Source organism: Gracilibacillus xinjiangensis (assembly GCF_042651765.1).
Taxonomy (GTDB): Bacteria; Bacillota; Bacilli; order Bacillales; family Amphibacillaceae; genus Gracilibacillus; species Gracilibacillus xinjiangensis.
The window spans coordinates 1159191-1181865 of sequence record NZ_JBHSDT010000008.1 but is presented as its reverse complement, the minus strand read 5'-3'; the positions used below and the strand labels follow the sequence as shown (position 1 = coordinate 1181865).

The window sequence follows — 22675 nt, the reverse complement described above, 5'->3', positions numbered from 1 at the left end:
GCATTCACTTTTTTTTGAATTAGAACATACTTGTTGAGTGTTTTGGTTGAATTCTAGCTTTTGGATCCATATAGGCTTTCGCGTTGTTTATTGCTGTTGGTCCTTCACCAAATCCTGCTGCGATAAGATTAACCTTTCCTGGATATGTGCAAATATCACCAGCAGCATATATTCCTGGTATATTGGTTTCCATTTTTGAATTTACAACTATACTGTTTTTATCAATTTCCAGACCCCAGTTTTTAATTGGTCCTAAAGAAGAAATAAACCCATAGTTTACTAAAACGTGATCAACATCAAGTGTGATCTCTTTTTCCCCTTTTACTTCTTTTAGAATAACTTGGTCTATCTTCATATCGCCGTTTAATTGTTCAGGAACAAATGGTGTTAAAATGTTCACATTTGAATTTATTAGTGTATCCACACTGCTCTCATGTGCTCTAAATTCATCCCGACGGTGAACTAAGCTTACTTCCTTTGCAATTGGTTCTAACATTAAAGCCCAATCAACTGCAGAATCTCCACCGCCAAACAGGACAACTTTTTGGTCACGGAATTTTTCCATATTATCTACAAAGTAATGCAGGTTGCTGTTCTCAAATTGCTCTGCATTTGGCAAAGCTAATTTGCGTGGCTGAAATGCTCCATTTCCTCCAGTAATTATAATTACTTTAGAATAATGAACCTCCTCATTAGTAGTAAGGCGGAAGGTTTCATCTTCTAATTTTTCAACTGTTTCTACTGATTGATTTAAAACAATTTCTGGTTTGAATAAGTCTGTTTGTTCTTTTAAATTATCAACAAGTTCCTGGGCGCGAACTTTTGGAAAACCAGCCACATCGTAAATATACTTCTCAGGATATAATGCGCTTAGTTGTCCGCCGATTTGCGGTAAGCTCTCGATAATTTTCACAGATGATTGTCTCAAACCACCATAAAACGCTGTGAACAGGCCAACTGGACCTGCCCCAATTATCGTTATATCATAAACATGTTCTGACACAATAGATTCCCCCTATTAATACATCAATGGCTATTATTTTAACATAATTATATTATAAATGAACAGAAAGAATATGCGCCAAGCTCGCTGCTCCATATGTATGAAAATAAAATTGATAAAAATAAAATTCTGGGTTGAAAAATGTCGGAAAAAGGACTAACATATAATATGGACTAATTAGTATTAATGCACGATTATGTGACAGTACGTGAAAAATATCACGTATTCGTACGACAAAAATCTTAAATGGATGTGAGAAAGATGAATAAACCTAAAATTGTTGTATTAGGGGCAGGTTATGGCGGTTTAACTACTGTAGCTAAGCTTCAGAAGAAACTTGGAGTAAATGATGCGCATATTACTTTAGTAAATAAGCATGATTACCATTATGAATCAACCTGGTTACATGAAGTAGCAGCAGGTACACTGCATCACGACCGCGGCAGAATGAAGATCAGTGATATAATTAATTCTGCAAAAGTTAATTTTGTGCAGGATACAGTTACAGCTATTAAACCTGATGAGAAAAAAGTAGAATTAGCTAATGGTGTGGTAGAGTATGATTATTTAGTTGTAGCATTAGGATTTGAGGCAGCAACATTTGGTATTCCTGGACTATTGGAACATGCATTTACAATTGGCAGTATTAATCAATCAAGGCTAATTCGTCAGCATATTGAATACCAATTTGCTAAATATAACAATGAGCCGGAACCAAAACAAGAACGCTTGAATATCATTGTTGGCGGTGGCGGTTTTACTGGTATTGAATTCCTTGGGGAACTTGCCAACCGTGTGCCAGAGCTTTGTGAAGAATATGACATTGACCGCAGCAAAGTTCGTTTAATCAATGTTGAAGGAATGGATTCCATTCTGCCGGGATTCGATCCGGAGTTAATTGAATATGCGATGAACTCATTAGAAGCACGTGGAGTAGAATTTAAACTAGGTGCGTTCTTGAAAGAATGCCGTCCTGATGGAATTACAATCGAACAAAACGGTGTAAAAGAAGATATCCCAGCACTAACTACAGTATGGGCGGCAGGCGTTCGTGCCAATCACTTAGTAGAAGAATCTAGCCTGGAAGATAATCGTGGAAAAGTACAAGTAGATGCTCACCTTCGTGCACCATCACATCAAGATGTATTCGTTGTAGGGGATTGTGCATTAATATGGAACAAAGAAATCGACCGTCCATACCCGCCAACAGCACAAATTGCTATGCAGGAAGCGGAAGTTTGTGCACATAACCTGATTGCACTTGTTAAAGGCGGAGAGCTTGAGGAGTTCGAATTTATTAACCGTGGAACAGTTTGTTCACTTGGTGAAAAGGATGCGATGGGTAGCATCTTTAATGGAAAGAAATTATTCGGCTGGTCAGCATCAGTTATGAAGAAAGTTATTGATAATCGAGCGTTATTTAAAATCGGTGGAGTAGGTTTAGTTCTTAAAAAAGGCAAATTTAATATTTTCGGTTAACCGTGCTTTGAAAGCAGAGGAATACCCCTCTGCTTTTTCCATATATTTTTCGGAGTATGTACTTGCTTTCCATATAGACACATAATAAAATTATGGGATAGATACATAGTAAGGGAGAAACAAGATGATTCAATTGTTTATTTCAGTATTACTGTTTTTTGTTTTGTTTTTTGGGATAAGTTTTATTTTAAACATGATTTTAAGACAAACATGGCTTATGGCTTTTGTATTTCCGGTAATTGTTATATTTATTGTGGACACGGTTCCGTTTTCTGAATATTTTATCGAGCCGGGAACTGCTTTTTCATCATTAGGTAATGAAGTAGCTTCACTCGGTATGCAAGATGTAATTATACTTGCATCAGGATTTATCGGAACAATTGTTGCAGGTTTTGTAATCAGGTTTTTAAGAAAAAATGGTTATCAAATGTTTTAAATGTATAAATCGAGTAGAATTGGAAAAGATGACACCTAGGAAAGGTGTGATCTTTTTTTATGTTAGTTTACAAAATTTTAAGAAAATGTTTGTTCATTCTTTTGTTCGGTTTAGCTCTACTATCTAGTTATTCGCTCATTGCCAATATTTCAACAACAGATGTTTTTGCAAGTTTGGAATCATCGGAAACAGAACCCATAGAATTTAACCAGGCAAAAACGAAAGCAATGATCGATAAGAAACGGTATGTGAGGAAACAGTCTAAAGCAACCAAATATATCTCTAGTGAACAAGTGAATGCGCCTGCTACTTTAGAAGAAACAATTGATTTAACACAATACGAGAAAATGAAGGTTGTTGCAACTGGTTATACAGCAGGGGTTGAATCCACCGGAAAGTCTCCAGGTCACCCAGCGTATGGCATCACTTACTCTGGAGTGAAAGTGAAAAGAGATATCTATTCTACCATTGCTGCAGATACATCAATTTTCCCAATTGGAACCATTTTATTCATACCAGATTATGGTTATGGTGTGGTAGCTGATACAGGTAGTGCAATAAAAGGACATAAAATAGACTTATATTATCCAACAGTATCTGAAGTATTTGAGAAGTGGGGAAAAAAAGAAGTGGATGTTTATGTAGTAAAACACGGTAATGGTAAATTAACTGAGGAAACATTAACCGCTTTGAATGATACGGAAGCATTACAAGTTTTCAGATCTCAATATCAATCAGAATAAAAGCTGCAAAAAAACAGTTCCATGAAATATTAATGGAACTGTTTTTTATACTTAAAAAAATGGATGTAATAATATAGCGATAATGATACCTGACAATCCTCCGAAAAATACTTCAATCGGTTGATGTCCCAGTAACTCTTTTAATTCTTTTTGCTTTTCATATTCACCTTTTTGAGACCAATCTTTTGCTTCAGAAACTAATCGGTGAAAATCTTTAACGAGCATATTTAAAAGAATCGCTTGTTCTCCAGCTTGCCTCCTAATGCCGGTAGCATCGAACATAATGATGATAGCAAAAACACATGATACTGCAAATAATCCAGATGATACGCCATGTTCTATCCCAACTCCTGTTGAAACTGCAGTGACTGCAGCAGAATGGCTGCTAGGCATACCTCCAGTACTAAAGGCAAGTCCTGGTTTGAATTCTTTTGTTGCAATTAGATGTAATGGTACCTTAATTGCTTGAGCTATAAAGATTGCAATTAGGGCAGCCCATAATGGGAAATTGGCAAAGAGCTCCAAATTGTTGACATCCTTTCTCATTCTTTGAAGTGAAAATGTGACAACACTATCAATTATGTAATTATAATTATTCACTATTATAGCATAGCGGAATCTTATCTGATAATAAACCAAGAGATTTTTACAACAATTTAAAAATAGTGTTATTTACTTAGAGAAGAAGAAGGCATTACACCTAACTCCTGACAAACAGCCGATATAGAACGAACTTATTGTATGATCGCTGCATCAAGTGCTACTTCAATCATATCATTGAAAGTTGTCTGTCGTTCTTCTGCGGAGGTTTCTTCACCTGTTACGATATGATCAGAGACTGTTAATATGGATAATGCTTTACAGTTAAACTTAGCAGCTAATGTATAAAGTGCTGTTGTCTCCATTTCTATTCCTAACACATTATATTGATCTAATAATGGGAGTAATTCTTTCATATTATCCCGATAGAAACTGTCGCTTGTAAATACATTTCCAACTCGTAAAGACAATCCTTTATCTACCCCTGTATCATAAGCTTTTTTTAATAAGGAGAAGTCAGCTGTTGGTGCATAATCAATCCCCCCAAAAGTCATTCGATTCATTTGGGAATCTGTAGAGGATGTACTTGCTAAAATGACATCACGTACTTTTACATCTTTTTGAATAGCCCCACACGTACCTACACGTATTAGATTTTTCACATCATAACTTTGAATTAATTCATTAACATATATAGAAATAGATGGAACACCCATGCCTGTTCCCTGGACTGAAATACGCTCACCTTTATACGTTCCGGTAAAACCATACATTCCTCTTACTTCATTGTAACAAACGGTATCTTCTAAAAAATTCTCTGCAATATACCTTGCGCGTAAAGGGTCGCCCGGTAATAATATCGTTTCAGCGATATCTCCTTTTTTTGCACCAATATGTACACTCATTGCCCATCCTCCTTTATTTATATAAAGATCTTTTCTAGTATGAAAATATCATATTCATTTTACTATTACAAATTATACCTGTAGAAAACAATCGAAAAATTTCTAATGATTTTAGTTTCTAAATTTATAAATTTCGTATATAATAGGACTTAGTAAATACATTACAATGAAAATGGGACATTATAATAAAAACGGAACGAAAAAAAGGGGAGGAATTTAGAATGAAAGAACAATCTTTTACAATCCAGAGCGATACTGGTATTCATGCAAGACCAGCAACATTGCTAGTAAATAAAGCTGGTCAATATGAATCACATGTCGAATTACATTATAATGGCAAAACAGTAAACCTGAAATCAATCATGGGAGTTATGTCACTTGGTGTACCAAAAGGTGCGGAGATTCGTATTTCTGTTGATGGTAATGATGAAGATCAGGCATTAGAAGGAATTGCAGAAACTATTCAGGAACATTTAGGAAAATAGTCTTGTAACAATTGTAAAAAATTATTTTTATTGTGTGCACTATTTTTAATGAACGAAAGCTAGTTTATCTTACTAGCTTTTTTATTTACAGGTAAAAATTATTCAATCAATATCTGTGTGATAGAAAATATTATAAGCTTTTTGTAAGGAAGTGATAATAATGATGGAATTTCTATACTTTCCTGAAGATAAATCAGAGTATATACCTGCGGCAATAAGTTTGTTTTTCTTTGTTGTAGCAGCTATTACTTCGATGTATTTCTTAGTAAAACATTCAAAAAAAGAAGAGAAGAAATGGGACGATAAGTTCAAATAAATAACGAGGAAGACTTTAGCTTGTTTAAATGATTAATTCTCCTTTTATTTGTTTATACTAGTAAATGGATAAATACGGAGAGGTGATCGGATGAACAGGTTATTATTAAGTATCCTTATCTTAACAACAGTACTTTTAATTGCATGTCAGGAGGAAACAAGATCCCCACTTGAAGTCCGCTTGTATAATGCTGATCAGGATGCAGTCGGGACAGCAAATTTTAAAGAACAACAGGACAAGGTGACCGTTCAAGTAAAGGTAGAAGGATTAGAAGAAGGGTTTCACGGTATTCATATCCATGAATATGCGAAATGTGAAGGTCCTGACTTTCAAACCGCTGGAAACCATTTAAATCCTGAAGGGAATGAGCATGGCTTAATGCATCCAAAAGGTACTCATTTAGGAGATATGCCTAATCTTGAAATAAAGGCTGATGGTACAGCAGATGTCGAATTAGAATTACCTGGAGCAACTTTAACAGATGGGAAAAATTCTCTCTTGAGAGAAGACGGAACATCTATTATTATTCATGAAAAACAGGACGATGGAATCAGTCAACCTGGCGGAGATGCAGGAGCCAGAATCATTTGTGGTGTTATCTCCTTAGATAAGACAGAGAACGAACAAGAACCAACAGATCCTACAGAGACAAATAAAAAAGAAGAGTAACAGCCTACTCTTCTTTTTTATTTTGTTTATCTAAGGCGTTTGTTAACCTGTCTATTCCTTTTTTAACTATTTCGAATGGTGCAGCGATATTTATCCGCATAAATCCAGTTCCTTCCTCACCAAAGGATACTCCGTCGTTTAGACCGATTTTGGCTTCATTTTGCAGAAACTTTTTTAACTCATCCTGGGATATACCTAAAGCACGAAAGTCTAGCCAAACCAAATACGTGCCTTCAGGCCTTATAACATTTACATCGTTTCTCTTATATAATCTCTCGATAACATAATCCAAGTTTATTTTTAATTGTTCGATTAAATTGGTTAACCACTGTTTCCCTTCCTTGTAAGCAGCTTCTAAAGCAGTTATTCCCATAGTATTCATTCCGTTAATTCCTTGCTTGTGGAACATCTCTTCCATTTGTTTACGAATCTCCTTATTCGCAACAATGGCATATGAAATTTGTAAACCAGCTAAATTAAAAGTTTTAGTTGGAGACATACATGTTATGGATTGTTGGAGAATATCCTCATCTAATGAAGCGATTGAAATATGTTTATATGGTTCATAAACTAAATCAGCATGAATTTCATCTGCTAATATAAATACATGGTATTTTTTGCATAGAGAGATCATCTTTTCTAATTCTGATTTTGTCCATACTCTGCCAACAGGATTATGTGGATTACACAAAATAAATGCTTTGACACCTTCTTTGAATTTTTCTTCCATATCAGCAAAATCTATCTCATATTTGCCAGCTTTTAATTGCAATTCATTCGTTACTAAAGTACGTCCGTGTGTTTGAATAATCTGATAAAAAGGTGGATAGACAGGGGTTTGGATCATGACTTTATCCCCTTTTTCGGTAAGGCTCTGGATTGCCATATGTAATGTAGTGATAACACCTGGGCTGTACAGTAACCAGTTATTGTTAATGTCCCAATTATGTTTATAACTAACCCAATCAACAACTAGTTTATTAAGTTCTCTATCAGTCATTGTATAACCGAAAATTCCGTGTTTCGCTCTTTCACTTAGCGCATCTGCGACCGCTTGCGGAACTTTAAAATCCATATCAGCAACCCACATTGGTAAAACATCTTCAGAACCATATAATTGCTTTACTAAATCCCATTTCGCCGCACGGGTATTCTTTCTATCAATAATTTGTTCAAAATGTTGTTTCATAAATAAACTCTCCTCAATTATTTTACACTTGTAACTATATTTAAACATTATACTGTATTGATTGAAAAGTTTCATGCCTTGCTGTCTGCAAAAATAGCAGAAGTGATAATAGAGGGTATTTCTTCAGGAAGAAAATGTCCGACATTATCAATCAAGTAAAGTTTAGCGTCTTTGATACATCTTAATAAATCATAACCTAATTGGTATGGCAGGATAAGATCCTCTTTTCCCCAGAAAATGGTGCAAGGGACATTGATGGTGTTTAATTGTTCTTCTAGTAGATCTCCCTGGTGGTCTTTTAGCCATGTCATAATGGAATGAAAAATAGCATTATCCTGAAATGGCTCTTTATATTTCTCAATCATTTCTCTTGTAATTAGTTGATCATTGTATAGACATTGTCTTAATATTTCATATACACCTTTATTTCGTAAAAATTTCTTTACAATATATGGTGCAAGAGGGTTATAACTTACCAATCGGGCAAATATTGGTGACCGGTGCATAAATGAACAAGGGGCGAGCAGGAATAATTTATCCACTCTTTCTCGATGAGAGCAGCTGCATCTTAAGGCAATTTGCCCACCCATTGAATGCCCCATTAAAGTTATTTGATTAATTTCTAAATGATCTAAAAGGGAAATAATAGCTTCAACCATATGATCATATGTATATAAATTATTCTTCTTTTTTGAACTCTCCCCGAATGGTGGAATATCCATTGTAATGACATGATAATGCTTTGTTAGAGAGGGAATCATGTTTCTGAAACAATACTTTGATGCAAGAAACCCATGTAATAGAAGTATATATTTAGGTTGTTTGATTTCTGTTGAATGATGAAGGTCGTAACAGATGAGATGTTCTTTGTAGCGAATATTTGTCATATTGAACTCCTTTGTATAGATAAAAAAATAAGCAAAGCGATCAAATCGCTTTGCTATCCAGGGGGAATACGAGAAAGTCTTACATGTTTTAATTATACCCGCTAATATTTTTTATAAACATGTGAAAAGAAAAAAATATTTTTTTATTTAGCAGCTGGATTATGTGAGATACTCTATGGCCCTGCATATGCGGGTTAATCTGGTTAATAGTGATAGTATTCCTAACATTTCTTATTAAAACTTTTGCTATTATAAACGGAATTATGCTAACATTACATATTGTCTATAAACGATTAATTATTGCGAAAACTCATGCAAGGAGATGAAACAATGGCAAATGAATTTCAAGCAGGAGATACGGTCGATGGTGTTGTAACAGGTGTCCAGCCATATGGAGCATTTATTGCTTTAACAGACGAGATTCAAGGGTTGGTCCACATTTCAGAAATCAAAAATGGATATGTTAAAGATATTCACGAACATATTAAAGAAGGGGACAAGGTTAAGGTAAAGATTCTTGAAATCGACCAAGACAATAATAAATATGCCCTATCCATTCGTGCACTTGATGAGAATGCTGCGGAAAGCCGTACGGAAGATAAAAATATAAATGAAAAAGAAGGTGAACATGGGTTTAATACATTGAAAGACAAATTACAAGAATGGATAAAACAATCAGAATAAAAAAACCGGGTTATCACCCGGTTTAATCTCTATTAGAATCAAACAGAAAAGCAATACTTATTAAGCCTGCGATCCCAACAACAGTATAAATAATTCTCGCAAATACTCCTTCTTGGCTTCCGCCACCAAATATAGTTGCAACAAGATCAAATTGGAAAAGCCCAATTAGTCCCCAGTTTAAAGCACCTATAATAACGAGTACTAATGCTAATTTTTTCATCATATTCGCTCCTTCCTGTTTTACAACACTTTTCTCCTTTTCTATCATGTGATAGAATTCCAATTTTATTCTTAAGATATCCATAATTTTAGATGCCAAACTTAACTAAATTGTGAAATGTGCTATAGCATGGCTTGATTTAAAGCCAACTATCCGTTACATTTATAAAGTAATAATAAATATAATGGAGGGTATAAAATGACACACGTTCGCTTTGATTATGAAAAAGCGTTAGATTTCTTCGGTCAGCATGAACTTGACTATTTGAAAGAACCAGTGAAGCTAGCGCATGAAATGGTACATAATAAAACAGGTGCAGGTAATGACTTTTTAGGTTGGGTGGACCTTCCGACAGATTATGATAAAGAAGAATTTGCCCGAATCAAAAAATCTGCAGAAAAAATTAAGTCTGATTCTGATGTTCTGTTAGTAGTAGGTATTGGCGGCTCCTATTTAGGTGCTCGTGCTGCAATTGAAATGTTAAATCATTCTTTCTATAATGAGCTTTCTAAAGAGCAACGTACGACTCCTCAAGTATTTTTCGTTGGAAACAGCATTAGTGCACCATATATCAATGATTTATTTGACGTATTAAAAGATAAAGATGTTTCTGTAAACGTTATTTCGAAAAGTGGTACGACAACTGAACCTGCGATCGCTTTCCGTATTTTCCGTAAATACCTTGAGGAAAAATATGGGGTAGAAGAAGCGAAAGGTCGTATCTATGCAACAACAGACAAAGCAAAAGGTGCATTGAAGACATTAGCGAATGAAGAAGGTTATGAGAGTTTTGTTATTCCTGATGATGTTGGTGGCCGTTATTCTGTACTAACAGCAGTAGGTTTACTTCCAATCGCTGTAAGTGGTATCGATATTGATGAAATGATGCAAGGTGCACAGAAAGCACAGGTTGAATTAGGAGAAGCTGATTTAGCGAAAAACCCTGCATATCAATATGCCGCAGTAAGAAATGTGCTCTATAACAAAGGGAAGACAATTGAAATGCTAATTAATTATGAGCCGGCACTTCAGTATTTTTCTGAATGGTGGAAGCAATTATACGGTGAAAGTGAAGGAAAAGATTTCAAAGGAATTTACCCTTCCTCTGCAAACTTCTCTACAGACCTTCATTCATTAGGACAGTATGTACAAGAAGGTCGCCGTGATATTTTTGAAACAGTTCTTCATGTGGAAGAGCCTAAGTCTAATATTACCATTGAAGAAGAGGGACAAGATTTAGATGGATTGAACTATCTTGCTGGACAAACTCTAGATTTTGTTAATGAAAAAGCATACCAAGGTACATTGCTTGCACATACTGACGGACAAGTTCCTAACTTGCTTGTTCACTTGCCTAAATTAGATGCATATACATTTGGGTATGTTGTTTACTTTTTTGAAAAAGCTTGTGCAATTAGCGGATACCTACTAGGTGTTAACCCATTTGATCAACCAGGTGTTGAAGCATATAAGAAAAATATGTTTGCATTACTAGGTAAACCTGGTTTTGAGGAAGAGAAGGCAAAATTAGAAAAACGCTTATAATCCAGATCCCCGTATTACTGTAATAAGTGATACGGGTTTTTCTTTGACTAATACATAATCCTTCACTCGCAAGGAATGCTATGATAAGCGAGAAAAATTACAAGGAGTGAATCAGGTTATGTATGAAATAGAATCACCAATCCGTAATAGAATGTTGGTATATCAACAGTTAAAGGAAGTATTAGAACATGCAGGTTATAGTTTGGGCGGAGCATGGGAATATGATCATGGTTATTTTGACTACAAACTGGCGAAGGATGATGGATACCATTTTTTACGGATCCCATTCCATACTGTCAATGGACAAATAGAAGATAAAGACGTTTTGGTAAGATTAGATCAACCATATATTCTTACACACAAATATCAGAATAATGTTGATGAAAGGGCGGAGAGCAGTGTCATTCAAGCAGCTTTTAATCAATTTCAAACACCAGTTGAGAAGGATGCGGATATTCCGAGCAAATACATTGAGAAAGGGAAGCAATTGTTAGATCAATTAGAAGTTATTTTAGATCATATTAAATAGACAAAGTGAGCCAAACACTTTGTCATTAGTATAATTAAAATGGCCTTAGGTAAATAAGATGATCATTTTCTTTGAGAATAAACTCGAAACCAGGATTTATGATAATCTCTTCGTTTCTAAAAATTCCAATTAACCATTTATTATTATTTAAAAATTCTTTCGCACCTGTTTGAAATGTTTGATTGGTTAACTTTTCATCAATAGGAATTGTGCAAAATTGTTGTTGTTCTAATGTTTTTGCTATAATATCTGTAGCTTTATTGCTTGCCTGGAATATAGTCTGAAAGAATAATGAACTCATAAAATTATTGGAACGAACGATTACGTTAGCTCCAGCACGCTCGGCATTTTTCCTTTGGATCTCTGTTAATATCTCTGCAACAATAGCTATATCAGGATTGTTTCCTCTAGCAGATATGATGTTCAGGATTGTTTGGCGGTCAGCTTCATTTTCTTTCATGGAAGGATCAGACGTTATGATGATATGTGTCGCATCTTTTATTTTCGCTTTTTGCAATATATTATCAGCTGTAGGATTTCCTTGAATAAAATGAATATGATGATCTTGGTATGAAATATTCTTTAACGTATGATCTACTAATACTATATCCTGATGAAGCGAACTATCCTTAACCATGTCAATTAATTGACGAGTGCGCTCATTCCAGCCGATAATGATTATATGCCTGGAACCTTTAAATGCAACTTTACCTTCAGATAAGTCTTTCTCATGCTTTATAGTACTGGCAGAGATTGTAGCCATATAAAATGTCACAAGGCCTCCACCTGCCAATATTAAAAATATACCGACCGTTTTTCCTAGTGCACTTAATGGAACGTAGTCACCATAACCAACTGTCGAACCTGTAACAAAAGCCCACCATATACCATCAAATAATGTCGGGAAATGTGTTGGTTCTATTAAGTGAATAAATAATCCAAAAAACAGCATGATGAAGCATACACTTAATAGTAAACGAACAAAAATAGGTAAATGGAAATAAAATTGAATACATTTATGCCAAATCATTATATCTCACCTGCTAATCCAATATTTTCTAAATTAGTTTGTTCAATAGTTTCTGAATTATGCCCGAAAATAATATAACTAGGAGTGAAACAATGGAAGAGAATAGTTTAAATTTCTTAATGGATTTACTACATACACCGTCACCTTCAAGTCTGGAGATGAATATTCAGAGAAAATGGTTGGATTATATTAAACCATATGCAGATAAAATTCAAACAGATGAAGCAGGTAATGCAATAGCTGCCATTAATTCAGATGCAGATTTTCATATCTTACTAGCTGGCCACTGTGATGAAATTGGATTTGTCGTCAATCGAATTGATGAGAATGGATATATATATTTAGATAAAATGGGTGGAATTAACCCGAAAGCGGCTATAGGGATGAAGGTAGAAATTCTTGGCGAAAATAGCCGTTTACCTGGTGTGATTGGTGTTAATGCACAGCACCATGGTGGCATGAAAGACGATTTCGATGTTGAAGATCTATTTATTGATTGTGGTGCAAAAAGTAAAGCAGAAGTTATTGAACATGTACAAATCGGCGACTTGGTTGTATATAGGCGTCAATCTGAATTATTAATGGGACGTTATCTTTCTGGACGGGGACTTGATAATCGAACGGGAGCTTTTATTATTGCTGAAGTTTTGAGAAGATTGAGTGGAAAAGAGCTTAATATTGGTGTATATGCAGTAAGTACTGTAAATGAAGAAACAAATATGGGTGGAGCTTATTTTGCTGCAGCCGGATTAAAGCCTAATTGCGCTATTGCCTGTGATGTAACTTTTGCAACAGATTATCCTTCTGTTGATAAAAGAAAGCATGGGGATATTCGCTTGGATGGCGGCCCAGTCTTGGCAAAAGGAGCCCCTATTAACCGAAAAATGAACCAATGGCTTGAATCAGCTGCTAAAAAGTTAGCAATGCCGATCCAATATGAATTGACACCAAGACAGACGGGTACAGATGCAGATAAAATGCGTGTAACAGGTAAGGGTGTACCAGTCAGTCTAGTATCACTCCCATTGCGCTATATGCATTCACCCGTAGAGACAGCCAGTATAGCAGATATCGATGCTGAGATTGAATTATTGGTTGAAATGATATCATCCCTAAAGGGGACAGAAAGCCTAAAACCATTAGAGATTGATTGAAATATTGTTGACATAATAAACTCATAAACTTAAGATAGGTAAGAATAGATAATAGAAAATTTTGTTACCATCTGCTTCTTGGGGGGGAACCAGGTTGAAAAAACCAACATTTCCCAATTCTTATCTCTACAAGTTTATAATTTTCGCATTAATGGGGACAATATCAGCAATACTAATGTTTATCAATTTTCCAATACCTTTTCTACCGCCATATTTGCGATTAGACTTAAGTGATTTACCCGCATTTATTGCAGGGCTTATGTTTAATCCAGTGGCAGGGGCAGCAGTATTGGCAATTAAAAATATACTATATCTTGCACTGACTGCGATTTACGATCCTATTGGGGCTACAGCAAATTTCTTAGCAGGATTATTTTATGTAGTTCCAGTAACTTTCCTTTACTATAAATATAATAGTAAGAAAAGTGTTTGGGTAGGACTGATATTAGGTACCATTTTTATGACGTTAGGAATGTCTGTCTTAAATTACTTTGTGTTTTTGCCTGCCTACAGTATTTTTATGGGGTGGGAAGAATTATCAAAAACTGTTAAACAAAATACGGTCTTAGCAGGTATTTTGCCATTTAATCTGATTAAAGGAATAATTGTTGGGATGGTCTATTATTTTATTTTCTTAAGATTAAAAAAATGGATTGAAAAAAAGCGCACAATTTAATGTGCGCTTTTTTTTACTTATCAACAGATGGAGTTACGACTGCTAAGGTGCACCTTGCTACAGCAATAAGGTCATTTGACTCATCCGTTAATTTTACTTCCCATACCATTGTTTTTTTTCCGACATGAAGAGGAATAGCATTAGCAATCAAGTATCCGTCTTTTTTTGCTTTTATATGATTACAGTTAATTTCCAATCCGGCAACAGCTTGTCTTGTTTGGTCAATATGTTGAAGTCCGCCTATACTTGCGGCTGTCTCAGCTAATGCAACAGACGCTCCTCCGTGAAGATAGCCCATCGGTTGTTTCACTTTTTCAGTAATTGGCATTTCCATTAAAATCGTGTCTTTATCTGCTTGAAGAAGCTTCATTCCTAATGTTTCTAATAAATTACTCATAAGGTTCCCCTCCATTATAGTGACAATGGATAAATAACATGGATAATCAATGATAATGAAATTAACGCTCCATAGATAGTATTTGTCTTAGCAGTTGCTGCCATTGCCGGGATCATACCTACATTGGTATTGTTTTTGCGAAACGTGTCCACAGCATACTTAGCTTTTGAAATACTCAGCAAACTAATCACACTGTAGATTGGTAATAAACCGACAGCGACATAAACTAATGTTAACAGATAACTAATAAGCATTAGCCACTTTAATAAAGTAATAGCCCGGTCCCTGCCGACTAAAATGGCTAATGTCTTCCGGCCATTTTCTTTATCACCATCTAAGTCACGAATGTTATTTGACAGTAAAATGCAACCAATAAAAATGGCGATAGGGGCAGAAATAATAATAACTTCCATAGTTATTTGTAATGTCTGGATATAATAACTAATACTAATCATTACAGTACCCATTAGTCCGCCAGAAAACAGCTCGCCAAATGGTGTATAAGCAATGGGAATGGGTCCCCCCGTATAAAGATAGCCTATTAGCATACTAATGAGTCCAATAACCGCTATCCACCAACTCGAAGTAAGGCAGATATATACACCTAATAAAATTGCAAGGAAAAAGAATAGAAAACCAAGCCTTTTTACAACGATTGGTTTAACGCCATCGCGAACAATCGTTCCGCCTATACCGACAGACTTTTCGTTATCAAGACCACGCTTGTAATCATAGTATTCATTAAACATATTGGTCGCTGCTTGAATTAGCATCGCTGCAATTAACATTGCTAAAAATAGTAGTAAATGGAATTCTCCATCTAATATTGCAAGCATTGTTCCAACAATTACTGGGATGAAAGACGCTGTTAACGTATGGGGCCTTAACAATCGCCACCAAACATGTAATCCTGGTTTCTCATTCAAATGATTTGTTTCTTGTTCAGATTTTGGTCCCATTGAAGAAATCTCCTTGATCTACGTATTTATGAGTACAACATTATAATTTTATTGAATAGTATGATGTGTGTCAATGATGACCGTTTGAATTTAGTGTGAAAAGGGAAGTTATTTAACACACTATTCCCTTGTTTTTTTGTTATACTATCAGAAGAAATTAATTTAAGAAAGGCATAACATTTACTAAATAGCCTAGCATATCTGTATACGGGAAGTAGTCTTTTATTTAAAATTACTTCGATTTGTACTATAATGGATATCGTTTATGAAAAAAATGCCCTATTATACTGGAGGGTTTTCGGATGATCGAGACACAGGGAATAAATATAGAGGGTGTACTAACAGCAGCACTTAAACAAGTTCAAGTAAGTAAAACAGCTTCCCTTGTTAGTATAAGTGAGAAAATTAACAAAGTGGATAGACTTTCATTTTTTGCTGCTGGTAAAAATCTTGCTAAAAACAGATCATTTTGGTCAAATGCGGATCAAAATGTTTGTTTTGTTGGGATAGGTGACTCCTATACATTAAAGGCAGAAAGGCATTCATATGATACAGTGAAAGCAGAATGGAAAAAGTTAATGGAAAGAACCATTATAAAAAGGCATGATGAGAGTGCGAATACTGGTCCTATCGCAATTGGCGGCTTTCCATTTGATGAGGAAAATGAAACCTATCAATTGTGGCAAGGGTTTGAAGGGAGTCAATTTCGTATTCCGGAATATATGCTAACTGTCGATGAGAATGGTTATTTCCTAACCACTAATACATGGATAGATCCTCATAGTAATGTCGGGAAATTAGCTAGCGTTTTACATGAAGAACGCAATATGTTACTTAATCCTCCGCCTCAAAGGTCTGAAGGGGTAAATCCAATTCTTTTGAAACATGAAGTTGATCCTGGTGAGTGGAAGAACTTAGTCCGTGAAGTAACAGATTATATTGATAATCATTCTGTTGAAAAAATTGTTTTGGCAAGAGAATTGCAGGTAGAGCTTCGCAAGCCCTGCAATATTACTGATGTATTAAGGCAGTTATTAACGAATCAGAAGAACAGTTATGTATTTGCATGGGAGTCAGAGGGAGCATGCTTTATTGGTGCATCACCGGAAAGGTTAGTTCAAGTAAAAAATAATCATTTATTATCCACATGCTTAGCAGGTACTGCACCAAGAGGCAAGACCACAGAAGATGATAAACAAATGGGACAAGCACTTTTACAAGATAAGAAAAATCGTGAAGAGCATCAAATCGTTGTTAACATGATTCGGGATGCTGTCCTTTCTTGTGCTCATAATGTGCAAATACCTGAACAACCAGTTATTTATCCATTGCAAAATTTGCAGCATTTGTATACACCAGTTCGAGCGGAACTAAAGCATGGCTACACACTGCTTGATGTTGTGAAAAAGCTACATCCAACGCCTGCGTTGAGTGGATTTCCACAAAATGAATCATTATCCTTTTTACGTGAGCATGAAACATTAGAAAGAGGATGGTATGGGGCTCCGATCGGCTGGTTTAATCGCAGTTTTAATGGCGAGTTTGCGGTCGCCATCCGATCTGGCTTAATATGTGATGAAAAAGCATCTTTATTTGCCGGATGCGGAGTTGTTAAGGATTCAGATCCAGAGATGGAATACGAAGAAACGAAAATAAAGTTTACTCCAATGTTAGAAGCGTTGGGAGGTTAACCTATGAGTCATCAGATAAAACTAACAAGATATATATCCAATTTTGTTGATCAACTTTATCGGAGCGGGGTAAGGAATGTAGTCATATCTCCTGGTTCAAGATCCACACCCCTTGCCCTGACTTTTGCAGAATATAAAAAATTTGATTTATGGGTAGATATTGATGAGCGTTCCGCTTCTTATTTTGCCCTGGGAATGGCAAAAAAACAAAAAGAGGCAGTTGTCCTTGTATGTACATCAGGTTCCGCTGCCGCTAATTACTTTCCGGCAGTTATTGAGGCGTATTACAGCAGAATCCCGCTAATAGTATTAACAGCTGACCGTCCTCATGAGCTAAGAGATGTAGGTGCACCACAAGCAATTGACCAAATCAAGTTATATGGTGATTATGTGAAATGGTTTCATGAAATGGCCGTGCCAAGTGATATACCAAAGATGCTCACATATGTAAGAAATCAGGCTGACAGAGCAGTCCGGACAGCAATAATGCCTAATAGCGGTGTTGTTCATTTAAACTTTCCAATTCAGGAACCATTATTGCCCGATTTTAGCATTTCTGGGTTATGGGGGCACAACTCCCCAAGGATAGTGCCACAGATGAATTATCAGCTTGATGAAACAACGTTGACCGAAATTCTTACATTAATAACTGACAAGAAGAGGGGCTTACTTGTTTGTGGTCCTGACAATACAGAAGGAATAACGGAAGCGGTGAATCATTTAGCGGAAAATTGGAACTTGCCGATACTCGCTGATCCTCTCTCACCACTTAGAAATGGCAGCCATTCTAAAACACATATTATCGAATGTTATGATGCTATTTTGAAAATGCCTGAAGTCAGGAAACAGGTAAAAATAGATTTTATTATCCGTGTTGGCGCGATGCCGATCTCCAAAGCGTATTTACAGTTATTGCAGGAAAATACCGATATGGAGCATTTTGTCATAGAGGCAGTTGAAGGACATCGAGAACCAGTTGGCTTAAAAACACATTTCATTTATGGCGACCCTGTCAAAATATTAGCCCAATTAGCGAATGTTAGTCTTTATTATGATCCCAGCTATTTAAAAGCATGGCAAAATTGGAATGATGAAACGAAGCAAATATTAAGTGAAATTAATCAGGAAGAATTAACCGAGGGGCATACAGTATTGGGGATACAATCTGTTATTCCAAAAGATCAGATCTTTTTTGTTGGTAACAGTATGCCTATAAGAGATGTAGATAGTTTCTGGTTCTGCCATGAAAGAGCAATAGAAGTGTTTGCTAACCGCGGTACTAATGGTATTGATGGTATTGTATCAACAGCAGTTGGTATGAGTGCAACTGGCAAGCATACGACATTATTAATTGGTGACATTTCTTTTTTACATAGTATGAATGGTTTATTGCTGGCAAGGAATTATAATTTATCTTTAACTATTGTTTTGGTAAATAATGATGGTGGCGGAATTTTTTCTTTCTTGCCACAAGCTAAACAGCAAAGTCCTTATTATGAATTACTGTTTGGAACTTCTCAATCAATGGATATGGAAAAACTCGCTAAAGCATTCGACATCAATTATCATTGTCCGAAGAACTGGCAAGATTATCTTGATTCCTTAGCTCAAAGTTATGAAGAAGGTGGACTATCTATTATAGAGGTACAAACAGACCGAAATGAGAATGTTTTATGGCATCAAACTAAGTGGAACAAAGTTGGTCAAAAACTGTTAGGATTAATGCAGAAAAATGAAAATGTATTATAATGTTGGTGGGAATAGCTATTGGGTAGAAATATATGGTGATGGGAAACCACTTGTTATGCTGCATGGATTTACTGGTTCCACTAATACTTGGCATTCTGTTAAAGATAGCTTAATCGACAATTACCAAGTGATCTTAGTCGATTTACCAGGGCATGGTCGTACAAACGCATGTGTCGATTCAATAGAAGCTTGTTGTGCAGACTTAGCCAGCATATTTGACCAAATGAGACTTTCTGCAATTCATCTGCTTGGTTATTCCATGGGGGGAAGAACGGCGATTTCTTTTGCGATTCTTTATCCTCAGTATGTTGAATCACTCTTATTGGAAAGTACCACTGCTGGAATTGCTAATGAAGCAGAGAGAGAAAACAGGGTTAGAGAAGACCATAAACTTGCGGCATTTATACTAGAGAACCCATTGGAAGTTTTTGTGGATAAATGGGAAAAAGTCCCTTTATTTGAATCGCAACGCAGTTTACCTGAACATGTAAGAAAAAAGATACGCCAAGAAAGATTATCACAGACAAAAGAAGGATTAGCCCATTCGCTTCAAGTAATGGGGACGGGTTCCATGCCATCATGGTGGGAATATCTCCAGCAAGTGACATGTGACGTCTGTATTATTGTAGGGGAAGAGGATAATAAGTTTGTACAGATTGGGAAGAAAATGAATCAGACACTTGCAAACAGTGAGTTACAAATGGTAAAAAAGAGTGGGCATGCAATTCATGTGGAACAAACAAATATTTTTGGTACAATAGTAAATGAGTTTATATCAAGAAGGAGGACAACTGATGTCAATTGAATGGGTAAATGAACATAATTATGAAGATATTTTATATGAAACATATAATGGTATTGCTAAAATTACGATCAACAGACCTGAGGTACATAACGCCTTTCGTCCACAAACAGTAAATGAGTTAATCCATGCTTTTACACATGCAAGAGATGATTCAAGTATTGGTGTGATTGTCTTAGCGGGAGCAGGAGATAAAGCATTCTGTTCTGGCGGTGACCAGAAAGTTCGTGGTCATGGTGGATATGTTGGAGAAGACGAAATCCCTCGATTAAATGTATTAGATTTGCAAAGGTTAATTCGTGTTATTCCGAAGCCAGTTGTAGCAATGGTTTCTGGTTATGCTATTGGTGGAGGACATGTATTGCATGTTGTCTGTGACTTAACGATAGCGGCCGATAATGCTATTTTTGGACAGACAGGACCTAAAGTCGGCAGTTTTGACGCTGGTTATGGTGCTGGGTTACTTGCACGTATTGTCGGACATAAGAAAGCTCGCGAAATTTGGTATCTCTGCCGTCAATATAATGCACAGGAAGCATTCGATATGGGCCTCGTAAATACAGTGGTTCCTCTAGAAAAGCTGGAAGAAGAAACAGTACAATGGTGTGAAGAAATGTTAGAAAAGTCACCAACAGCGCTACGTTTCCTAAAAGCATCCTTTAATGCAGATACGGATGGACTTGCGGGATTACAGCAAATGGGTGGTGACGCGACATTGCTTTACTATACAACAGATGAAGCAAAAGAAGGACGAGATGCCTTTAAAGAAAAACGCAAACCAGACTTCAAGAAATTCCCGCGTTTTCCTTAATACAAATAGGTGAATGACCAATGCTTAAGTATTGGTCATTTTCTAATTTTTCCATTAACAAGTATTGGAAAAAGGTAATTTTATGTATACTAAGTACGAGAAAATTACTTAAATTTGTGAGAACAGAACTAGTGTACATAATACTTCTATCCACGATGAGTGTAATTCTGTACAAACAAGAAGGGGGTTGGATTATGGAGACTGCCATGGAGCATTGGCTGACGAAACGGGCTGCATTAATCCCGGAGGCATTGGCAATAGAAATTGCTAATGGTGAAAGTTGGACCTTTGCTCAATTATATAATGAATCAATCTTATTAGCTGAAAAACTTGCCAACCATATAAAAAAAGGTCAACATGTTGGTCTTTTATCAAATAACTCATTGGATATGATCGCAGCATTTTTTGCCTGTACCTACCTGGAAGCACCTGTTGTTTTTCTAAATACGCGTCTGACAAAAGAGGAAATCCAAACACAATGTCAAACAGCAGATGTGAATTTAATTCTAACAACCAAAAATCTCAAAGAGAAAGCAGCTTTTGACAGTGTTACAGCCTATACCTTTTCGGAAATTCACCAACTAGATCCGATTGCAGTTCCCATCGCCCATACAATCACCATGCATCAATTATGTACAATGATGTTTACATCAGGAACAACAGGGAAAGCAAAAGCAGTGATGCACAGTTTTAATAACCACTGGTCCAGCGCCATTGCTTCTGCATTAAATTTAGGGCTTTTACCATCAGATAAATGGTTAGCATGTTTACCACTATTCCATATTGGAGGATTATCCATTATTTTAAAAAGTGTTATTTATGGTATGCCAGTTTATTTATTGGAGAAATTTGATGAGCAAACAGTGCATCAAGCAATAATGAAACATCATGTGTCCATAATTTCTGTTGTAGCCGTGACGTGTTCCCGGTTAATAAATGCGCTTGGCGAAGGGAATTATCCCGAGAGTTTTCGTTGCATGTTGCTAGGTGGAGGACCTGCACCACTCTCCTTGTTAAAAAAAGCACAGAAAAAAGGAATACCGATTGTTCAAACATATGGCATGACTGAAACATCATCCCAAATTGCTACATTAAACGAGAATGATGCTTTCAGGAAAAGCGGATCTGCAGGACAAGCCCTGTTTTCAGCACGTATTGAAATAAGAAAAAGAGAAAGACAATTACCGCCAATGGAAATAGGTGAAATCGCTGTAAGTGGTCCGATGGTTACAACTGGTTATTATAAATGCGAGGATGCTAATTCCTCTTCATTTAAAGATGGCTGGCTCCTGACAGGCGATCTGGGTTATAAGGATATGGAAGGTTTTCTTTATGTAGTTGACCGGAGAAGTGATTTAATTATCTCTGGTGGTGAGAATATATATCCTGCGGAAATTGAAAATTGTTTACTATCAATGGATGCTATAGCCGAAGCTGGAGTAGTTGGACAAACTGATCCAACGTGGGGGCAGGTACCAGTTGCTTTTGTTATCAAGAATGAACCTGAATTAACAAGTGACCAAATACTTGCTTATTGTAAGGAGAAGTTAGCAAGATATAAAATACCGAAACATATAAAATTTGTCCAGTCACTGCCTCGTAATGCAACAAATAAGCTACAAAGACATAAATTATTAGAATGGTTATAATTAATAATGATTCTCAAAATCATTGACTTTTCTCCAGTAAACCAATAGACTAGAAGGTAGAAAACAGTACGAAGTAATACTAATTGTGCAAGATACGCTTGGAATGAACGTGATTAAGGGAGAGATT

At 36.0% G+C, this 22675-nt stretch carries 25 protein-coding genes; 16 read left to right on the top strand and 9 right to left on the bottom strand.

Annotated features, from left to right (window positions below):
• Positions 1-19: 19 nt before the first annotated feature.
• A complete protein-coding gene (locus ACFOY7_RS17270) occupies positions 20-1003 on the bottom strand; it encodes an NAD(P)/FAD-dependent oxidoreductase (RefSeq protein ID WP_390253820.1) in 984 nt (327 codons plus the stop codon).
• 261 nt (positions 1004-1264) lie between these two features.
• Here ACFOY7_RS17270 and ACFOY7_RS17265 point away from each other — a divergent pair, with 261 nt between their 5' ends.
• The 3 genes from ACFOY7_RS17265 (at position 1265) to ACFOY7_RS17255 (ending at position 3661) form a co-directional block, all read left to right on the top strand.
• On the top strand, positions 1265-2482 hold the full coding sequence (locus ACFOY7_RS17265; RefSeq protein ID WP_390253818.1) for an NAD(P)/FAD-dependent oxidoreductase: 1218 nt from the start codon (positions 1265-1267) through the stop codon (positions 2480-2482).
• A gap of 124 nt (positions 2483-2606) precedes the next feature.
• On the top strand, positions 2607-2918 hold the full coding sequence (locus ACFOY7_RS17260; RefSeq protein ID WP_390253816.1) for a YuiB family protein: 312 nt from the start codon (positions 2607-2609) through the stop codon (positions 2916-2918).
• A gap of 59 nt (positions 2919-2977) precedes the next feature.
• Positions 2978-3661, top strand: a complete 684-nt coding sequence (locus tag ACFOY7_RS17255; protein WP_390253814.1) for a 3D domain-containing protein — start codon at positions 2978-2980, stop codon at positions 3659-3661.
• Positions 3662-3712: 51 nt separating this feature from the next.
• Here the strand turns inward: ACFOY7_RS17255 and ACFOY7_RS17250 are convergent, their stop codons facing one another.
• Together ACFOY7_RS17250 and deoD are read right to left on the bottom strand one after the other, a co-directional pair.
• Positions 3713-4186, bottom strand: a complete 474-nt coding sequence (locus tag ACFOY7_RS17250) for a divergent PAP2 family protein (RefSeq protein ID WP_390254154.1) — start codon at positions 4184-4186, stop codon at positions 3713-3715.
• 209 nt (positions 4187-4395) lie between these two features.
• The gene (gene deoD, locus ACFOY7_RS17245) at positions 4396-5106 is read right to left on the bottom strand and encodes a purine-nucleoside phosphorylase (protein ID WP_390253812.1); all 711 of its coding nucleotides are present in this window, start codon (positions 5104-5106) and stop codon (positions 4396-4398) included.
• 221 nt (positions 5107-5327) lie between these two features.
• On the opposite strand from deoD, the gene ACFOY7_RS17240 reads away from it, so the two are divergent.
• The 3 genes from ACFOY7_RS17240 (at position 5328) to ACFOY7_RS17230 (ending at position 6576) form a co-directional block, all read left to right on the top strand.
• A complete protein-coding gene (locus ACFOY7_RS17240) occupies positions 5328-5591 on the top strand; it encodes a phosphocarrier protein HPr (protein ID WP_390253810.1) in 264 nt (87 codons plus the stop codon).
• Between the two features lie 160 nt (positions 5592-5751).
• Positions 5752-5907, top strand: coding sequence for a hypothetical protein (locus ACFOY7_RS17235; RefSeq protein ID WP_390253809.1), 156 nt, complete (start codon positions 5752-5754; stop codon positions 5905-5907).
• Between the two features lie 90 nt (positions 5908-5997).
• Entirely contained in the window at positions 5998-6576 is a 579-nt protein-coding gene (locus ACFOY7_RS17230) for a superoxide dismutase family protein (protein WP_390253807.1), read from the top strand.
• A gap of 4 nt (positions 6577-6580) precedes the next feature.
• On the opposite strand, the gene ACFOY7_RS17225 is transcribed toward ACFOY7_RS17230, so the two are convergent.
• Both ACFOY7_RS17225 and ACFOY7_RS17220 read right to left on the bottom strand, forming a co-directional pair.
• Positions 6581-7765: a MalY/PatB family protein gene (locus ACFOY7_RS17225; RefSeq protein WP_390253805.1), complete on the bottom strand. Its 1185-nt coding sequence runs from the start codon at positions 7763-7765 to the stop codon at positions 6581-6583.
• Between the two features lie 71 nt (positions 7766-7836).
• A complete protein-coding gene (locus tag ACFOY7_RS17220) occupies positions 7837-8652 on the bottom strand; it encodes an alpha/beta fold hydrolase (protein ID WP_390253803.1) in 816 nt (271 codons plus the stop codon).
• Positions 8653-8982: 330 nt separating this feature from the next.
• Between ACFOY7_RS17220 and yugI the strand changes: the two genes are divergently transcribed.
• Entirely contained in the window at positions 8983-9336 is a 354-nt protein-coding gene (gene yugI / locus ACFOY7_RS17215; RefSeq protein WP_390253801.1) for a S1 domain-containing post-transcriptional regulator GSP13, read from the top strand.
• A gap of 22 nt (positions 9337-9358) precedes the next feature.
• Here the strand turns inward: yugI and ACFOY7_RS17210 are convergent, their stop codons facing one another.
• Positions 9359-9556: a DUF378 domain-containing protein gene (locus ACFOY7_RS17210; protein ID WP_390253799.1), complete on the bottom strand. Its 198-nt coding sequence runs from the start codon at positions 9554-9556 to the stop codon at positions 9359-9361.
• A gap of 198 nt (positions 9557-9754) precedes the next feature.
• Here ACFOY7_RS17210 and ACFOY7_RS17205 point away from each other — a divergent pair, with 198 nt between their 5' ends.
• Together ACFOY7_RS17205 and ACFOY7_RS17200 are read left to right on the top strand one after the other, a co-directional pair.
• Positions 9755-11101 (top strand): glucose-6-phosphate isomerase, encoded by a 1347-nt coding sequence (locus ACFOY7_RS17205; protein WP_390253797.1) that lies wholly within the window; start codon positions 9755-9757, stop codon positions 11099-11101.
• A 118-nt stretch (positions 11102-11219) separates the two neighbouring features.
• The gene (locus ACFOY7_RS17200) at positions 11220-11630 is read left to right on the top strand and encodes a YugN family protein (RefSeq protein WP_390253795.1); all 411 of its coding nucleotides are present in this window, start codon (positions 11220-11222) and stop codon (positions 11628-11630) included.
• 34 nt (positions 11631-11664) lie between these two features.
• On the opposite strand, the gene ACFOY7_RS17195 is transcribed toward ACFOY7_RS17200, so the two are convergent.
• Positions 11665-12660, bottom strand: coding sequence for a potassium channel family protein (locus ACFOY7_RS17195; RefSeq protein ID WP_390253793.1), 996 nt, complete (start codon positions 12658-12660; stop codon positions 11665-11667).
• A 92-nt stretch (positions 12661-12752) separates the two neighbouring features.
• Between ACFOY7_RS17195 and ACFOY7_RS17190 the strand changes: the two genes are divergently transcribed.
• Positions 12753-13814 carry a M20/M25/M40 family metallo-hydrolase gene (locus ACFOY7_RS17190; protein WP_390253791.1) on the top strand — a complete coding sequence of 354 codons (1062 nt, stop codon included), beginning with the start codon at positions 12753-12755 and terminating at the stop codon, positions 13812-13814.
• Positions 13815-13908: 94 nt separating this feature from the next.
• Positions 13909-14490 carry an ECF transporter S component gene (locus ACFOY7_RS17185; RefSeq protein WP_390253789.1) on the top strand — a complete coding sequence of 194 codons (582 nt, stop codon included), beginning with the start codon at positions 13909-13911 and terminating at the stop codon, positions 14488-14490.
• A gap of 13 nt (positions 14491-14503) precedes the next feature.
• On the opposite strand, the gene ACFOY7_RS17180 is transcribed toward ACFOY7_RS17185, so the two are convergent.
• Together ACFOY7_RS17180 and ACFOY7_RS17175 are read right to left on the bottom strand one after the other, a co-directional pair.
• Positions 14504-14887 (bottom strand): PaaI family thioesterase, encoded by a 384-nt coding sequence (locus tag ACFOY7_RS17180; protein ID WP_390253787.1) that lies wholly within the window; start codon positions 14885-14887, stop codon positions 14504-14506.
• 14 nt (positions 14888-14901) lie between these two features.
• Positions 14902-15846, bottom strand: a complete 945-nt coding sequence (locus ACFOY7_RS17175; RefSeq protein WP_390253785.1) for a 1,4-dihydroxy-2-naphthoate polyprenyltransferase — start codon at positions 15844-15846, stop codon at positions 14902-14904.
• 302 nt (positions 15847-16148) lie between these two features.
• Here ACFOY7_RS17175 and ACFOY7_RS17170 point away from each other — a divergent pair, with 302 nt between their 5' ends.
• From ACFOY7_RS17170 to ACFOY7_RS17150, 5 genes are all read left to right on the top strand, one after another.
• Positions 16149-17537 carry an isochorismate synthase gene (locus ACFOY7_RS17170; protein WP_390253783.1) on the top strand — a complete coding sequence of 463 codons (1389 nt, stop codon included), beginning with the start codon at positions 16149-16151 and terminating at the stop codon, positions 17535-17537.
• Between the two features lie 3 nt (positions 17538-17540).
• Positions 17541-19286 carry a 2-succinyl-5-enolpyruvyl-6-hydroxy-3-cyclohexene-1-carboxylic-acid synthase gene (gene menD / locus ACFOY7_RS17165; RefSeq protein ID WP_390253781.1) on the top strand — a complete coding sequence of 582 codons (1746 nt, stop codon included), beginning with the start codon at positions 17541-17543 and terminating at the stop codon, positions 19284-19286.
• Positions 19270-20091 carry a 2-succinyl-6-hydroxy-2,4-cyclohexadiene-1-carboxylate synthase gene (gene menH / locus ACFOY7_RS17160; protein ID WP_390253779.1) on the top strand — a complete coding sequence of 274 codons (822 nt, stop codon included), beginning with the start codon at positions 19270-19272 and terminating at the stop codon, positions 20089-20091. The genes menD and menH overlap by 17 nt, the downstream gene beginning before the upstream one ends.
• Positions 20081-20899 carry a 1,4-dihydroxy-2-naphthoyl-CoA synthase gene (menB, locus tag ACFOY7_RS17155; RefSeq protein WP_390253778.1) on the top strand — a complete coding sequence of 273 codons (819 nt, stop codon included), beginning with the start codon at positions 20081-20083 and terminating at the stop codon, positions 20897-20899. The genes menH and menB overlap by 11 nt, the downstream gene beginning before the upstream one ends.
• 194 nt (positions 20900-21093) lie before the next feature.
• On the top strand, positions 21094-22548 hold the full coding sequence (locus tag ACFOY7_RS17150; protein WP_390253776.1) for an o-succinylbenzoate--CoA ligase: 1455 nt from the start codon (positions 21094-21096) through the stop codon (positions 22546-22548).
• Positions 22549-22675 lie beyond the last annotated feature (127 nt).

What these genes read in the sequence shown, in the direction of transcription:
- ACFOY7_RS17200 (WP_390253795.1), top strand. Translation starts at nt 11,220, where the DNA reads ATGTATGAAATAGAATCACCAATCCGTAATAGAATGTTGGTATATCAA.
- yugI (WP_390253801.1), top strand. Translation starts at nt 8,983, where the DNA reads ATGGCAAATGAATTTCAAGCAGGAGATACGGTCGATGGTGTTGTAACA.
- ACFOY7_RS17205 (WP_390253797.1), top strand. Translation starts at nt 9,755, where the DNA reads ATGACACACGTTCGCTTTGATTATGAAAAAGCGTTAGATTTCTTCGGT.
- ACFOY7_RS17220 (WP_390253803.1), bottom strand. Translation starts at nt 8,652, where the DNA reads ATGACAAATATTCGCTACAAAGAACATCTCATCTGTTACGACCTTCAT.
- ACFOY7_RS17195 (WP_390253793.1), bottom strand. Translation starts at nt 12,660, where the DNA reads ATGATTTGGCATAAATGTATTCAATTTTATTTCCATTTACCTATTTTT.
- ACFOY7_RS17230 (WP_390253807.1), top strand. Translation starts at nt 5,998, where the DNA reads ATGAACAGGTTATTATTAAGTATCCTTATCTTAACAACAGTACTTTTA.
- menD (WP_390253781.1), top strand. Translation starts at nt 17,541, where the DNA reads ATGAGTCATCAGATAAAACTAACAAGATATATATCCAATTTTGTTGAT.
- menB (WP_390253778.1), top strand. Translation starts at nt 20,081, where the DNA reads ATGTCAATTGAATGGGTAAATGAACATAATTATGAAGATATTTTATAT.
- ACFOY7_RS17180 (WP_390253787.1), bottom strand. Translation starts at nt 14,887, where the DNA reads ATGAGTAATTTATTAGAAACATTAGGAATGAAGCTTCTTCAAGCAGAT.
- ACFOY7_RS17210 (WP_390253799.1), bottom strand. Translation starts at nt 9,556, where the DNA reads ATGAAAAAATTAGCATTAGTACTCGTTATTATAGGTGCTTTAAACTGG.
- ACFOY7_RS17240 (WP_390253810.1), top strand. Translation starts at nt 5,328, where the DNA reads ATGAAAGAACAATCTTTTACAATCCAGAGCGATACTGGTATTCATGCA.
- ACFOY7_RS17260 (WP_390253816.1), top strand. Translation starts at nt 2,607, where the DNA reads ATGATTCAATTGTTTATTTCAGTATTACTGTTTTTTGTTTTGTTTTTT.
- ACFOY7_RS17265 (WP_390253818.1), top strand. Translation starts at nt 1,265, where the DNA reads ATGAATAAACCTAAAATTGTTGTATTAGGGGCAGGTTATGGCGGTTTA.
- ACFOY7_RS17150 (WP_390253776.1), top strand. Translation starts at nt 21,094, where the DNA reads ATGGAGACTGCCATGGAGCATTGGCTGACGAAACGGGCTGCATTAATC.
- deoD (WP_390253812.1), bottom strand. Translation starts at nt 5,106, where the DNA reads ATGAGTGTACATATTGGTGCAAAAAAAGGAGATATCGCTGAAACGATA.
- ACFOY7_RS17170 (WP_390253783.1), top strand. Translation starts at nt 16,149, where the DNA reads ATGATCGAGACACAGGGAATAAATATAGAGGGTGTACTAACAGCAGCA.
- ACFOY7_RS17175 (WP_390253785.1), bottom strand. Translation starts at nt 15,846, where the DNA reads ATGGGACCAAAATCTGAACAAGAAACAAATCATTTGAATGAGAAACCA.
- ACFOY7_RS17235 (WP_390253809.1), top strand. Translation starts at nt 5,752, where the DNA reads ATGATGGAATTTCTATACTTTCCTGAAGATAAATCAGAGTATATACCT.
- ACFOY7_RS17255 (WP_390253814.1), top strand. Translation starts at nt 2,978, where the DNA reads ATGTTAGTTTACAAAATTTTAAGAAAATGTTTGTTCATTCTTTTGTTC.
- ACFOY7_RS17190 (WP_390253791.1), top strand. Translation starts at nt 12,753, where the DNA reads ATGGAAGAGAATAGTTTAAATTTCTTAATGGATTTACTACATACACCG.
- menH (WP_390253779.1), top strand. Translation starts at nt 19,270, where the DNA reads ATGAAAATGTATTATAATGTTGGTGGGAATAGCTATTGGGTAGAAATA.
- ACFOY7_RS17225 (WP_390253805.1), bottom strand. Translation starts at nt 7,765, where the DNA reads ATGAAACAACATTTTGAACAAATTATTGATAGAAAGAATACCCGTGCG.